The 12778-nt window shown below is 64.0% G+C and carries 10 protein-coding genes; 1 reads left to right on the top strand and 9 read right to left on the bottom strand.

Translation table 11 applies throughout. The annotated features are described in order from the left end of the window. The first annotated feature begins 20 nt into the window (after positions 1–20). Positions 21–1013 (top strand): LacI family DNA-binding transcriptional regulator, encoded by a 993-nt coding sequence (locus AACY49_RS03690; protein ID WP_339521662.1) that lies wholly within the window; start codon positions 21–23, stop codon positions 1011–1013. Positions 1014–1043: 30 nt separating this feature from the next. Here AACY49_RS03690 and AACY49_RS03685 read toward each other — a convergent pair whose 3' ends face one another. From AACY49_RS03685 to AACY49_RS03645, 9 genes are all read right to left on the bottom strand, one after another. Further along, the gene (locus AACY49_RS03685; protein WP_258700353.1) at positions 1044–2126 is read right to left on the bottom strand and encodes a glucuronyl hydrolase; all 1083 of its coding nucleotides are present in this window, start codon (positions 2124–2126) and stop codon (positions 1044–1046) included. Next, positions 2123–3331, bottom strand: a complete 1209-nt coding sequence (locus tag AACY49_RS03680; RefSeq protein ID WP_339521661.1) for an MFS transporter — start codon at positions 3329–3331, stop codon at positions 2123–2125. The genes AACY49_RS03685 and AACY49_RS03680 overlap by 4 nt, the downstream gene beginning before the upstream one ends. Continuing rightward, entirely contained in the window at positions 3328–4548 is a 1221-nt protein-coding gene (locus tag AACY49_RS03675) for an acyl-CoA dehydrogenase family protein (protein ID WP_339521660.1), read from the bottom strand. The genes AACY49_RS03680 and AACY49_RS03675 overlap by 4 nt, the downstream gene beginning before the upstream one ends. Next, positions 4542–6191: a class I adenylate-forming enzyme family protein gene (locus AACY49_RS03670; protein WP_339521659.1), complete on the bottom strand. Its 1650-nt coding sequence runs from the start codon at positions 6189–6191 to the stop codon at positions 4542–4544. The genes AACY49_RS03675 and AACY49_RS03670 overlap by 7 nt, the downstream gene beginning before the upstream one ends. Beyond that, positions 6188–8041 (bottom strand): CoA transferase, encoded by a 1854-nt coding sequence (locus AACY49_RS03665; protein ID WP_339521658.1) that lies wholly within the window; start codon positions 8039–8041, stop codon positions 6188–6190. The genes AACY49_RS03670 and AACY49_RS03665 overlap by 4 nt, the downstream gene beginning before the upstream one ends. 87 nt (positions 8042–8128) lie before the next feature. Then, positions 8129–8401: a MoaD family protein gene (locus tag AACY49_RS03660; protein WP_258700348.1), complete on the bottom strand. Its 273-nt coding sequence runs from the start codon at positions 8399–8401 to the stop codon at positions 8129–8131. 77 nt (positions 8402–8478) lie between these two features. Continuing rightward, a complete protein-coding gene (locus tag AACY49_RS03655) occupies positions 8479–8886 on the bottom strand; it encodes a M67 family metallopeptidase (protein ID WP_320394311.1) in 408 nt (135 codons plus the stop codon). A 17-nt stretch (positions 8887–8903) separates the two neighbouring features. Next, a complete protein-coding gene (gene moeB / locus AACY49_RS03650; RefSeq protein WP_339521657.1) occupies positions 8904–10076 on the bottom strand; it encodes a molybdopterin-synthase adenylyltransferase MoeB in 1173 nt (390 codons plus the stop codon). A 181-nt stretch (positions 10077–10257) separates the two neighbouring features. Continuing rightward, a complete protein-coding gene (locus AACY49_RS03645) occupies positions 10258–12768 on the bottom strand; it encodes an aminotransferase class III-fold pyridoxal phosphate-dependent enzyme (protein WP_339521656.1) in 2511 nt (836 codons plus the stop codon). Positions 12769–12778 lie beyond the last annotated feature (10 nt).

Genomic DNA, 12778 nt, shown 5'->3' with positions numbered 1-12778 from the left:
CCTGACCGGCCTCACCTCGCATGACTTCAGTGAAAGATGTTGCACAGCTGGCCGGCGTGTCCCTGATGACGGTTTCTCGAGCGCTCAACAATCCGGAAAAACTGAGCGCCGAAACCCTTCAGCGGGTGCGTCGCGCCATTGACGAACTGCAATTCGTACCGAGCCTGTCGGCGCGCAGGATGCGAGGCGACAACCTCCAGTCGCGAACCATCGGTGTGTTCGCGCTAGACACCGCGACCACACCGTTCGCGGTCGAGTTGCTGCTGTCCATCGAACAGACCGCGCAGCAAGCCGGCTGGAATGTATTTATCCTCAACCTGTTGAGCAATCCGCCCACCGACCAGAACATCGACTTGATGTTGTCGCACCGTCCCGACGGGTTGATCTTCAGCGCCATGGGGTTGCGCCAGGTGTGCATTCCCGAGCGTTTGAAGAGCAAACCCCTGGTACTCGCCAATTGCCTGGCCGATGACAGTCACCTGGTCAGTTATGTGCCAGACGACGAGATGGGGCAGTATCGAGCCGTCCATCACGCGTTGAGCCAAGGCTATCGGCGCCCTCTGTGTATCAATCTGCCAAAACAGAGTCTGGCCTGGGGGCTGCGACAACAAGGCCTGCAACGTGCCTGCCAGGCATTCGGGCTGACGTCTGACGCACTCCTGCAATATGACCTTTCCGATCATGACGCCTATGGTGAAACCGCAGCCATCCTCGACCGGCACATCATCGAAGGTCGTCCCCAATTCGACATGCTGATCTGTGGCAACGACCGCATTGCTTTTTGTGCCTATCAGCTGCTGTTGGGCCGAGGCCTGAAAATTCCCGATGATGTCGCGGTGCTTGGCTACGACAACATGATCGGTATCGCCAAACTGTTCATCCCGCCATTGACCACGGTGCAACTGCCGTACTACGAGATCGGTCGCCAGGCTGCCCGGCATCTGATCGAGGCCCTGGAGGTATCGGGAGCCCAGCCCGTTGATTGCCCATTGGTGGTCAGGGCCTCGCTATGAAGGATTGATGACCACGCGCACGCCCTTTTCTCAGATCCAGCGCGGGTCGATCTCCCCGGTCCAGGCCAGCAGCGCCGCCAACAGAAAGAAACTGCCGCACACCGATTCGACCTTCTGCTCCACCGTTGCCGTGGTGCGGTAGCAATGGCCGATAAATCGCCCATCCTCGAAGTCGGCGCTGCGCACGATCGCTGCCAGTAACTGGCCGGCCTGTTGCCTTGGCAACGCCGACTCGACGGCCCCCACCGCCTGCCCTTGCAGGGCCAATGCCGCCATCGCCGCGGCACAAGGGTCGCTCGGTCCCTGGGGCTGATCCAGGCGATTGGCCGGGACGGACAAGCCCCGGCTGTGCAGCCAGTACTGGCTTGCCCTTTCGGCATCGCTGCTGAACGGCGCACCGTACAAGCGGGCGCCCGTACCCAGGCCGAGCATGGCCCAGGCCTGCCCCCGGGACCAATTGCCCGGGGCGTCGCCGACCTGCCATTGCCCCAGGTCAAAACGCGCATGGCTGCTCCAGGTACCGTCCGCGCCGGCACAGGCACGGAAGGAGGTCTGCAACTGTTGGCGACCCAGCCCCAACAACCGTGGCTCGGCATTCAGGGTAAATAGCTGTAAGGTCGCGGCCAGCGGATCGATGCTCAAACGGCTGTCACCGTGCTCACCGCCGCCCATCTCGCGACCGAGGGGGATGCAACCCAGCACCGGATCGAAGGCCCGGGCCAGGCGTTGCACCGCCTGCTCCGCCAATTCCTCGGCTTGGGGGTTGGCCAACAGGCGTGCGCCCAACCCGGCGCCGTACCAGAAAATCAGGCTGCGATGATGGGTATCGCTGTCGAGCTTGTCCCGTAGCCGCTCGGCGATGCACAGCGCCTGTTGCAGATCCGCCCGGCGCCCGGTGCAATGAGCTCGCAACCACCACAGACCAGCCCAGAACCCGCCCAGCCAGGAGCCGCTGGCAGACACCTTCCATGCCTCGCTGTCCCCCGTGCGATACAGGGGAAAGCCTTGGCCACAAGCGGCGTCGATCTGCTCCAGTCGCGTGAAGATGGCCTGGATGGCGCGCCGAACTTCAGCGGTCTCAAGGGGCTGATCCGGAACCTCGAAAGCGTTCATTTGACCACCCTCACGGACGGTTCCACAGCGCTGCTTCTCTGGCGCTGCCGAACCCGCGTCAACAACAGGCACAGCAGACAGCCGAGCAACAACACGCCGACCAGCGCCAGCCAGGCGCTGGCAAAACCCCATGGCCCGTTCTGCACCAGCCCGAACAACGGCGGGCCCAGCGCAAAACCACCAAAGAAACCCACCGACAGCAAACCCGCGGCCGGCGCCGGGCTACCGAAGCCTGGGTCGCGCAAGACCATGCTCATGGCGATGGCATTGGTCGCCACCGCCGTCAGCCCCATGCCCAGAGCACCCGCCCACAAGGCCCAGTGACTGCCCGGCGCGGCCAGGGAGGTCAGCGACAAGGCCAGGCTCGACAGCAACAACAACACCAGCAACAACCAGGACTCATCGGTCATGCGCGCACCCAAAGGCGTAAGGAAAACCCGCGCAACAATGCCCATGACGCCGAAGCCGGCGATCAGGCCGCCGATCAAGGTCGCCGGCATCCCCTGCCACGCGGCGAACACCCCGAGATAGGTCACGAACGACGAGAGCACGATGCCCACACACAGTTGCACACTCATCAACAGCGCCAGCCGCCCGTTGGGTCGGGCAACGGCTAGGCTCAGCGGTTTACCCTGGTGCTCCCGGGGGGCCACTCGCGGCCCCAGATACGCCAGCAACAAGGCCGGTATCAGCAAACTCGCCAACGCCCCACGCCAGCCAAAACTCACCGCCAGTGTCGGTAGCAGCAAACCGGCAAACAGCGCCGAGACCTGCACCCCGGATTGTTTCAAGCCGACCACCGCCGCCTTGTGCCGGGGTTCGACGCGCTCGGCGATCAGCAGATTCGTCACCGGATTGGCCAGTGCCTGGGCAATCCCGCACGCGGCCAGGGCCAGCACCACACCGACGAAGCCCGGCAGGCTGGCCAGCAATCCATAGGCGCCCACCGTGCTCCAGAACAACACCGCCATGGCCCGTCGAGTGCCCAGCCAGTTGACCAGCGGCCCGGCCCACAACGACAACAGCGCGGCAAAGCCGAAAGCGCTGGTGATCAGCCAGCCCAACCAATGGGTTGGCACGCCAAGGTCGGCGACGATTGACGGGCCGAGGGTGCCGACGGCGTAGAAGATCAGCATCGGCAAGGCCATCGCCGCGGTCAGTACCCCCCGCAACCACCAGCCATGCGGGGCGTTTTGCTCAGTCATCGGCCCGCTCCCGGTCCCCGCGACGGCCAGTCGAAATCCAGCCCCGCATCGTCGCAACTGTCCAGCAGTTGCCGACCCACCGCGCTGATCAGCGCGTCGTCAGTGCCGTCGAGGATATGGGTGGTGCGTGCGGTGCGGTAAATCCCCGACAGTGGCGACCACTCGCTCAGGCCCTCGGCGCCCATGATCTGAATCGCCGAATCCACCGCCTCGCTCAACGCCTGGGACGCCGCGACCTTGGCGATGTTGACCTCGATGCTGTTGGCCACCCCGGCATCGTGTTTACCGGCAGCGTCCTGCAGCAACGCTCGGGCGCTGGCAATGGCCTGATAGACCTTGAATACCCGCTGGCGCACCAGCTGTTTATCCGCCAGCCGCGCCTGCTGGCCACGGGCCGAGTGGATGCGTGCGCACATCAGATCGAAACAGCGCTGGGCCAGGCCCAGCCAGTGCACCGAGCGCAATATCCGCCCCAGCCCCAGGCGTTCCTGCATCAGCGCCAGACCCTGCCCCGGTTGCCCCAACACATGACTCGGCGGGACCTGCACCTGATCGAAGGACAACTCGCCCTGACCGGAGAACCGGCCGAGGATCGACAACGGCCGCTCGACCCGAAAGCCCGGCGCATCACTGGGCACCAGCAACATCGACAGCCCGTTTTCCAGAGGGCCGGCGCCGGTGCGGGCAATCACCGTGACCAGGGCCGCGCGCTCGGCGCGGCAGATGAACCATTTGCGCCCGTTCAATACCCAATGACCATCGACGAACTCGGCGTGGCTGTTCAGGGTTGCCGGGATCGAACCGATGCTGTCAGGCTCGGACATGCCATAACTGGAAACCAGCGTCCCCGCGGCCAACGGCGCGAGAAAGCGCTGGCGAATGCCCTCACTGGCATGCCGGGTGAGCATGTGCAGATCCAGAGTGGCATCGTCGCCGAAAATCGCCGGGGCGTACTCGGAACGCCCCTCCTGCTCGGCCACCGCCAGGTAGTCGCGCAGGCTGGCGATACGCCCGCCGAGGGCCTGAGGGTAAAAACTGCCCCAAAGCCCGGCGGCCCGTGCCTCGGCGCTGAGCTTGGCAAGAAGCCCGGCGGCCTGTCGGGGCTCCGCCGCCAGTTCGGTCTCCAGCGGAATAATGCGCTCGTCGACAAAACGCCGCACTGCCCGGGCCAACTCGGCGTTGTCCCGGGCGGCGGCCAATGGCTGTGCACTCAACATGCGATGCCCGCCCCGCACTCGAGAAACGCCACTTCGGCGGCCAGGGATTTCTTGTCGATCTTGCCTGCCGGGGTTAGCGGAAGCTGCCGGTAGAAGCGCAGGTACTCTGGCAGTTTGTTGACCTCCAGGCCCTGCTCGCGCAGGTAGTCGGTCAGTTCGCTCAGGGAGAAGCGCGGCGCGCCGTCGCGCAGGGTCACGCAGATGCACACGCGCTGGCCGAGGTCCGGGTCTGGCACCGCCACGCAAGCGACGCTGACCACGTCCGGGTGGGCGGTGGCCAGGGTTTCGATCTGCACCGGGCTGATATTGGCACCGCCACGGATGATGATGTCCTTCTTGCGCCCGGCCAGGATCAGGTAGCCGTCGGCGTCGATGTAGCCCAGGTCGCCGGTGTTGACCCAACCTTCGGCATCGCGGTACTGCGCGTCGAGTTCCGGAGCGTTGACGTATTGCATCGGGCTCAGCGGGCCGCGAGCCTTGATCTCGCCGACGCTGCCCTGGGGCAATTCAATGCCTTGCTCGTCGGCAATCTTGATCGCGCACACCGCCGGGTTCGGCCGGCCGACGCTGTAAAACACGACGTCCTGGGCATCGTCCAGCGTGTTGTGACAGTTCACCCCGTCCGCCGAACCATAGAGGCTGATAAAACCGCAACCGAACGCCTCGACACAGCGGCGCACAGTCACTTCATCGATCAGTGAGCCACCGCAGATCAGCCCCACCAGGCTGGATTTGTCGGCCTGTTCCAGACGGGCGTCGGCGGCGATGCGCTGGAGCATGGTCGGCACCCCGAGTATGTGGGTCGGACGCAACTGCTCGATGGCCTCGATCGCCGCCCCCACGTCGAACTGCGGCAGCACGGCAATCGAACCGCCGAGCCAGGACAGGCTGCCAAAGGTCGCGGTGGAACCGAAGGACGAGCCCAGCGGTACCAGATACAGCCCGCGGAAGGTCTCGCCTTCGGGGTGGACGCGCTGCAGGAAACGCCCGCGCCCGCCCACCAGGGCGTTGTGCGAATAGGCCACCAGCTTGGGTTCGGATTCGGTGCCGGAAGACACCAGCAAGCGCACCGGCGAGTTGGGGCAAACCTCGGGCAATTGCGCTTGCGTCAACGGCTCGGCCTGGAGCATGTCGTGCAGACTCAACCAGCCGTCCCGGACGCAACCTTCAACGATCAGCACCCGCAGCGACAACAGGCTCGGTCGCAGGGCCTCGATGACCTGGCACAGATCGATGCCGGCGTACTGCGCCGGAACGATCACCGCCCGCGCATCGCAACGGCGCACCAGGGCCTGGATGTCCAGGCTGCCGCGTCCCGGTGGAAACGGCGCGACCACCGCGCCCAGGGCCGCGGCGGCGAGGTCAATGGCGCAGCTGCGCCAACTGTTGGTCAGTTGATAAGCCACCACATCGCCGGCGACGATGCCAGCGGCGCGCAGGCTCGCGGCCATGCGCAGCGCCGCGTCATGCAACTCGCCATAGCTGAGTGTGCCTTCGGGCGAGAGCACCGCCGGTTTCTGCGGAGCGCGCTGCGCGTGCTCGCGGAACAGTTGATAGACCGAACGGTTGGGATAAGTGCCGTCGCGTTCCCAAACACTGCGAACGTCAGCGGGGACCAGATCAATAATGCCTGCGCTATTCATCGAAAACTCCAGTGAGCGTTGACCGAGGTATAGGTATTCACGCTTAAACACGTCTTCAATCGCCTGTCTTCAGCCAGCTGCGACAGGTCTTCTACGGCCACGGCGGCCGGTATCGCGGCGTCGCCCAGCACCTGTTGCCAGGTAGCGGCGGACTGCGACGCCAAGGCGCTGTGAATCAGCCCGTCACGCTCCTCGGGGTCGCTGTGCAGATCGCAGGCGAGGATAATTTCCAGTTGCTGAAGCTGGGCCGGGGTCTGGCAGTCGATGGCCAGCAGCCCGGTCTGGGTCGGGTACACGCCCTTGAGCAGACTGATTTCGGCGGTGCCTGTCCCTTGCAGTTGTTGCGCGCACAACAGGTTGGCGGCGCCGAGCAGCGAGCTGTCGACCCGTACCGCCTGCCCGCTGAGCGCGCGATGCAGCAACGCAGCGCTGACCCCTTGGGCCGCGACCACCCCGCCCAGCACATCCAGCACGGTGAACAGCGAACCGCCCGGCGTCGCCGAGGCCAGGCCGATCTGTTCGCCAACGCCGGACCAGGCCTGGACCACGAAGTCAGTGCCCGGCAACGATTCGCCCGGCCGGTCATGGCCCCAGCCGCCGGCATAGGCGTACACCAGCCCCGGATTGACCCGCATCAGATCGGCACGATCCAGGGCCAGTTCGGCGGCCTTGCCCGGCGCCCAGTTGTGCAGGAACACATCAGCCTCCCTGACCCGCTCGTACAACTCTTCACGGCCGGCAGCGGATTTGATGTCCAGCTCACGGACCTGTTTGTGCCGATTGAGGGCGTCAAAGCGCACCGACACCCCATCGACGCAAGGCGGCATACCGCGCAACGGATCGCCACCGGGTAACTCGATGCGGATCACCTCGGCCCCCAGCAGCGCCAACAGGTGCCCGGCCAGCGGGCCCTGGATCCGCCGGCACGACTCGATCACCGTCAGGCCGCTCAAGGGCAGTATTTGCCCATCCAGGTCAGGCATTGCTTTGCCGCCCGCGCTGACAGCGTCGAAGGCCCAGGGGCCCTGCTCTAACTGACCCGGCAGATCGCGGTCAGCCCGACGCTCGGCGAGGCTGCGCATCGGGCACAGCGCAACACCGCTCAAGTCGCACAGGGCGCTGATCCGTGCCATGGACAAGCGCGCCAAGGCCTGACGAAACATCGCCGGCATCGGCGCAACAGCCTTGGCATAGCGCAGCAGAAAGGCCTTCCAGCCCTGCCCGGCCTGCTCGCCGTCGATGCCCACCTCCGCCCAAAAGCGCCGCCACGGTTCAGCGTCCAGGGTTTCCAGTTCGAAGTGCACGCCATCGGCCGAGACAAACGGCGGACGATTCTTCGCGCACGTGGCACCCGGCAACAGGCGTTCGGCTTCGGCACCCGCAGTCGCACCCGCCAGGTACTGGGCAATGCCCAGCACCCCGGCTGCCGCCATGGAGGTGGTCACAGTGCTGAAGTCGCCTCCGCGCAACTGCCCAAGCGCTGCGGCAAACGCACCTTGCAGGGCCAGGCTGGCGCTCAGGGTCGAGACATAATCCACCCCCAACCCCTGGGCCTTGCCGCTGGCCCGGCCATGCACCGACATCAGCCCGCAGGCCGCCTGCACGGTGTGTTCGGTGATACCTGCGCAACTGCCGTCGGGCCAGCCATGAATCAGCCCGGTGAGCGGTTGCAGATCGGGGTGATGCAGGGTGAAGCTCAACCCTCCGTGTGCCGGATCGTCGGTTGTGGTCTGTGGGTTCAGGCCCAGCGTCGTCGCCTGGTAGCGCAGTGACGCGGTCAGCGGGGCGAACCCGGCAGGTGAAGAGGCAAAGGAGCCGCTGAGGCTACATCCATGTAAAAGACGGGACATAAAACATTCGCCAGAGTGGTTGCATAACCCTGCGCGGACGGCCTCGGGTGAGGTACGCCGCGCAGGCCCGGAGCGATCAGTCAGCAATCAACCACCAGCAACCGCGGGCAGGATGGTGATGGCATCACCGGCCTTGAGGGGGGTGGCCAGATTGTCGGCAAAACGGATGTCGTCATCGTTCACGTAGATGTTCACGAAACGATGCACCTGACCGTCGCCAATCAGCCGTTCCTTAACGCCGGGGTACTCCCGTTCCATCTGTTCGATCACTTCAAGCACCGTACTTCCCTGAACTTCGATGCGCTTCTGGTCTTGAGTAAAAGAGCGCAACAAAGTTGGCACCATGACGGAAATCGACATGCAGAACTCCCTGAGCCTGAATAAGGCTGTTTTTATTAATTAATTGATCTTGTTTAACGCCGTGCCGACATCCAGTTTCAGCGCACGACATGAATACTTTCTTCGGTAACTTTACGATTAACGATTCGAAAGCTGCGCACCGCCACATCAATATCCGGCAGGGTTGAAATAATCACGTAGTGCACCGAAGCGTCACCGGCGTACTGCACATCTTCAGCGCTGGGATAGGCCGCGCTGGCGGTATGGGAGTGATAGATCACCCGGCATTCCTCGTCCCGCTCATCCAGTTCACGCCAGACCGCCAATTGCTGTTTCGGTGCAAAGCTGAAAAAGGTCGGCGAGCGCGCCGCGTTGTCCATGGCGATCAGCCGCTCGGCGGTTCTGGCGCCAGCGGGCGCGGCGATGATGCCGCAGGTTTCCAGCGGATGATCCCGTCGCGCCTGCTCCAGCATGGCCTCCAGCAGGCCGGCACGAATACTCAACATGCTCGTCCCGCCTGCGTTCAATAACTTGGCAACGTCGGCTCGACGTCCCGCACCCAGGCCAATACGCCGCCCTCGAGGTTGCGCACATTGCTGAAGCCCAATTGCTGCAATTCCAGCAACACGGCCTTGGAGCGCGCCCCGGATTTGCAGTGCAGGACCAGGTTGGCGTGCTTGCCGAAACGGGTCTCGATCAGCGCGGCGGTATTCGGTCCCTTGGGGATGTGCTGGGCACCCTGGATACGTACGATGTCCCACTCGGTACGCTCGCGCACATCGATCAGCAGCACATCCTGGCCACGTTCGCGCAAGGCTTGCAGCTCCCGGGCACTGATGGACGGAATGTCCGAAGGCTGCATGCCCTTGGGCGCGGTCAGGCCGCAGAACGCCTGATAATCGCTCAGGGCGATAATCGGTTGGCGCCCGGGTGAACGGCGCAGCGGCATCTGCCGGTAGGACATTTCCAGGGCGTCATAAACCATCAGGCGCCCCAGCAGGCTTTCGCCGATGCCGGTGATGAGCTTGACCGCCTCGGTGGCCATGATCGCGCCGATGGAAGCGCAGAGAATGCCCAGCACCCCGCCTTCCGAGCAGGATGGTGCCAGTTCAGGGGGTGGCGGCTCCGGGTACAGGTCGCGGTAATTGAGACCGACGCCGCCGGGGGCGCTTTCCCAGAACACCGAGGCCTGGCCCTCGAAGCGGAAGATCGAACCCCAGACATAGGGCTTGTTGGCCAGCACGCACGCATCGTTGACCAGGTAGCGGGTGGCGAAGTTGTCGGTGCCGTCGAGGATCAGGTCGTACTGGCTGAACAACTGCACTGCGGTTTCCGGTTCCAGGCGCTGGTCGTAGAGGTTGACCTGCACATGGGGGTTCAGGTCCTTGATCGCCGCGGCGGCGCTTTCAACTTTCAATTGGCCGACGGTGGCCACCCGGTGAATGACCTGGCGTTGCAGATTGGACTCGTCCACCCGGTCGAAATCGATGATACCCAGAGTGCCGATGCCGGCCGCCGCCAGATACAACAAGGCCGGTGAACCCAGGCCGCCCGCACCGATGACCAGCACTTTACTGCTCTTCAAGCGACGCTGGCCTTCAAGGCCGACATCGGGAATTAACAAGTGCCGACTGTAGCGGGTTATTTCTTCATTACTTAGGCTTGCAACGGGTTCTACAAGAGCAGGAAGTTTCATGGTGAATCTCTGTTACTGAATGCAACCGATTCTCAGGCAGCAACTTCAATTAATCAATTCAACGGCCCCGGATTTTCATATTCAGAAGCCACGTTTTTGTATGCATTTAAACAATCGTCGGTAACTTATGACGAATAGATGAAAGCCCTCTTTCGAGGGCTTTCATGGGCGGTCAATTGACTCAGGCGAGGAAGGTCGACATGTCCTTGCACACAGCGCTGAACGCCTCGACAAAATGCCGCGCCTCAGCGTCGCTGAGCACCAGCGGCGGCTGGATGCGCATCACTCGGTTGTTGTTGGCGGTGACGAACGTCAGCACCCCATGCTCCCTCGACAATTTGCTGACGAAGCGCAGCACGAACATCTCCTCGAAGTTTTTCTCCACCTCGCTGATGGCCTCCTCGATGTGCCGCTTGGCCTTGCCCGACAGCATGCGATAAGTGCCCGCAGCATTCCCCGGAATACGGCTGGCGAACTCACGCACGAACGCCTCGACCCCTCCGTGGAAGCTGTACTCGAACTCGATGGCGATCATCAGCCCGATGCCTCGCACCTCGCGGATGAACGGGTAACCGCTGACCGCCTCGCGCAGCGCCTCCTTGAGTTGCCCGCCAACCCGCGCGGCGTTGCCGGCCAGGTCTTCATCGGCGATCACGTCCAGGGTCGCCAGGGCCGAGGCCGAGGCGAAGTTGCCGCCGCCGAAGGTCGAGGTATGCAAGGCAAAGGTATCGATGCTGCCGTAGGCGCGGTCCCACAGCGCCGCGCTGGACAGGGTCGCGCCGATGGGCACGGCGCCGCCGGAGAGGGACTTGGACAGCACCAGAATATCCGGCACCACCGCCTCCCACTCGCAGGCGAAGAGTTTGCCGGTACGCCCGAGGCCGGTCTGGATCTCGTCGAGAATCAACAGGCAGTCATGGGCGCTGCACAGCTCCCGGACCTGTTTCAGGTAGCCCGCCGGCGGCAATATCACCCCGCCCTCGCCCTGGATCGGTTCCAGGATAAAGGCGCCGATATCGCCCTGGCTCAAGGCCGCCTCCAACGCGGCCAGGTCGCCGAAGGGGATCGAATCGCAGCGCGACAACAGCGGCTTGAACGGGTCGCGGTGTTTGTCGCGGCCGGTCACCGACAGCGCGCCCAGGGTCTTGCCGTGATAGCCGTTGTCGCAATACAGCACCCGTGGGCGGCGCATGGCGGCCATGGCCAGTTTCAACGCGGCCTCGATCGCCTCGGTGCCGGAGTTGCTGAAGAACACCCGCTCCAGGTTGCCTGGCGCCAGCTCGCTGAGACGCTGCGCCAGCAGGCTGGTTTGCAGCGGCACCGAGACGTACTGGACAAAGGTCGGGTGCTGCTGTTGCAAGTACGCCTGCAACGCCTGGTTGACCCGCGGGTGGTTGTGCCCGGTATTCAGGCAGCCATAACCGGCGACGAAATCCAGGTAGCGACCACCGTCCAGATCGGTCAGCCAGCAGCCGCTGCCGTGGGTGAACACTCGCTCGATATGGTTGAACTGATAGAACTCGCGCAACACCGGATTGATGTGCTCGCCAAAACAACGCAAGGCTTCGGCGCGCAACGCGGCCGGCTGGTCGGCGGTCGGGGTTGCCGTGGGTCGTCGATGGAAACGGCGCAAGGCCTGGAAATCTTCTTCGCGCAGACGCTCGCCATAGGAAGCCATGGGCGATGGAGAGAAACCATGCAACTCGGCGATCCGGCCGATCTCCAGCACCCGCTCCTCGGGCAGTTCGCGGCCGATGGAAAACGCCTCGGCACGCCCCTCCAGGGCCAGCACCAGGGTTTCCGCCAGGCAGCCGTTGAGGAATTTCTTCGGTGCCAGCCCCAGGGTCTCGGTGCCGAAGCGCAGGGCCTCACTGGCCGACACCAGGCCACCGTCGATGATCAGGATGTCTTTGCGATCATGCTGGAACGGCAGCACATCGCGCGGCAACGCGGCGTCCACCACCACCGAACCCGGTGCCAGCCGATAGGGATCGATCACCCCACCACTGGATGTCGCGGCGACGTAGAAGCGCACCTCGTCGTAACAGCTGTCGATGTCTGCCGTCATGCGCACCTGGCCGTGCATTTGCGCCGGCAGATACGCCAGGCTTTCGCGGCCCTGTTCGGCGCTGCCACGGTGTACCAGACGCAGGCGGCAACCGTCCCGGGCCAGCAGTTTGGCGATGACCAGGGCAATCGAGCCGGGGTAACCGACCACGGCCACTTCGCTGTCCGCCGGCGACACTTCCAGGCGGGCCATGGCTTCCAGCACATTCTTGTAGGCGGCGTAGGCCGTGAGCGAGTTGCCGGTGGTCACCGGCACGCCGCTACGGTCCAGGGTCTGCAAACCGCGATTGCCGACGATGGCGGTAAACCCGCCCAGGCCAACCAATTGCGCGCCCTGCTCTTTCAGGCTTTGCACGCCTTCGAGTACGCGTCCGGCAATGGTTCGCGGTTGGCTGAGCATTTGCTCGGCGGTCAGCGGCAGGTAATGCAGGATGCCTTCGCAGGTCGCGCCGCTGGCACTGACGATGCGCCCGAAGTCAGCGAACGGCACCAGGTTGCGCGGCTGCCAGAGTCGGGCCTGATAACCACGGTCCTGTTCAGCGAGGGTGCGGTCCAACAGGTCGATGATCTTCACCTGACGTTGCAGGGCGATGGAGGTTGGGTGGGCGATAAAACCGAATTTCATGGGGGGCTGT

The organism is Pseudomonas sp. EL_65y_Pfl2_R96, assembly GCF_963970905.1.
Lineage (GTDB): Bacteria > Pseudomonadota > Gammaproteobacteria > Pseudomonadales > Pseudomonadaceae > Aquipseudomonas.
Note: the sequence above shows the minus strand (reverse complement) of the source record. Positions and strands in the feature narration are given on the sequence as shown.

Bases quoted from the DNA above. Each gene is read 5' to 3' on its own strand.
- AACY49_RS03655 (WP_320394311.1), bottom strand. From the start codon at position 8,886: ATGTTGAGTATTCGTGCCGGCCTGCTGGAGGCCATGCTGGAGCAGGCG.
- moeB (WP_339521657.1), bottom strand. From the start codon at position 10,076: ATGAAACTTCCTGCTCTTGTAGAACCCGTTGCAAGCCTAAGTAATGAA.
- AACY49_RS03645 (WP_339521656.1), bottom strand. From the start codon at position 12,768: ATGAAATTCGGTTTTATCGCCCACCCAACCTCCATCGCCCTGCAACGT.
- AACY49_RS03660 (WP_258700348.1), bottom strand. From the start codon at position 8,401: ATGTCGATTTCCGTCATGGTGCCAACTTTGTTGCGCTCTTTTACTCAA.
- AACY49_RS03680 (WP_339521661.1), bottom strand. From the start codon at position 3,331: ATGACTGAGCAAAACGCCCCGCATGGCTGGTGGTTGCGGGGGGTACTG.
- AACY49_RS03685 (WP_258700353.1), bottom strand. From the start codon at position 2,126: ATGAACGCTTTCGAGGTTCCGGATCAGCCCCTTGAGACCGCTGAAGTT.
- AACY49_RS03665 (WP_339521658.1), bottom strand. From the start codon at position 8,041: ATGTCCCGTCTTTTACATGGATGTAGCCTCAGCGGCTCCTTTGCCTCT.
- AACY49_RS03675 (WP_339521660.1), bottom strand. From the start codon at position 4,548: ATGTTGAGTGCACAGCCATTGGCCGCCGCCCGGGACAACGCCGAGTTG.
- AACY49_RS03670 (WP_339521659.1), bottom strand. From the start codon at position 6,191: ATGAATAGCGCAGGCATTATTGATCTGGTCCCCGCTGACGTTCGCAGT.
- AACY49_RS03690 (WP_339521662.1), top strand. From the start codon at position 21: ATGACTTCAGTGAAAGATGTTGCACAGCTGGCCGGCGTGTCCCTGATG.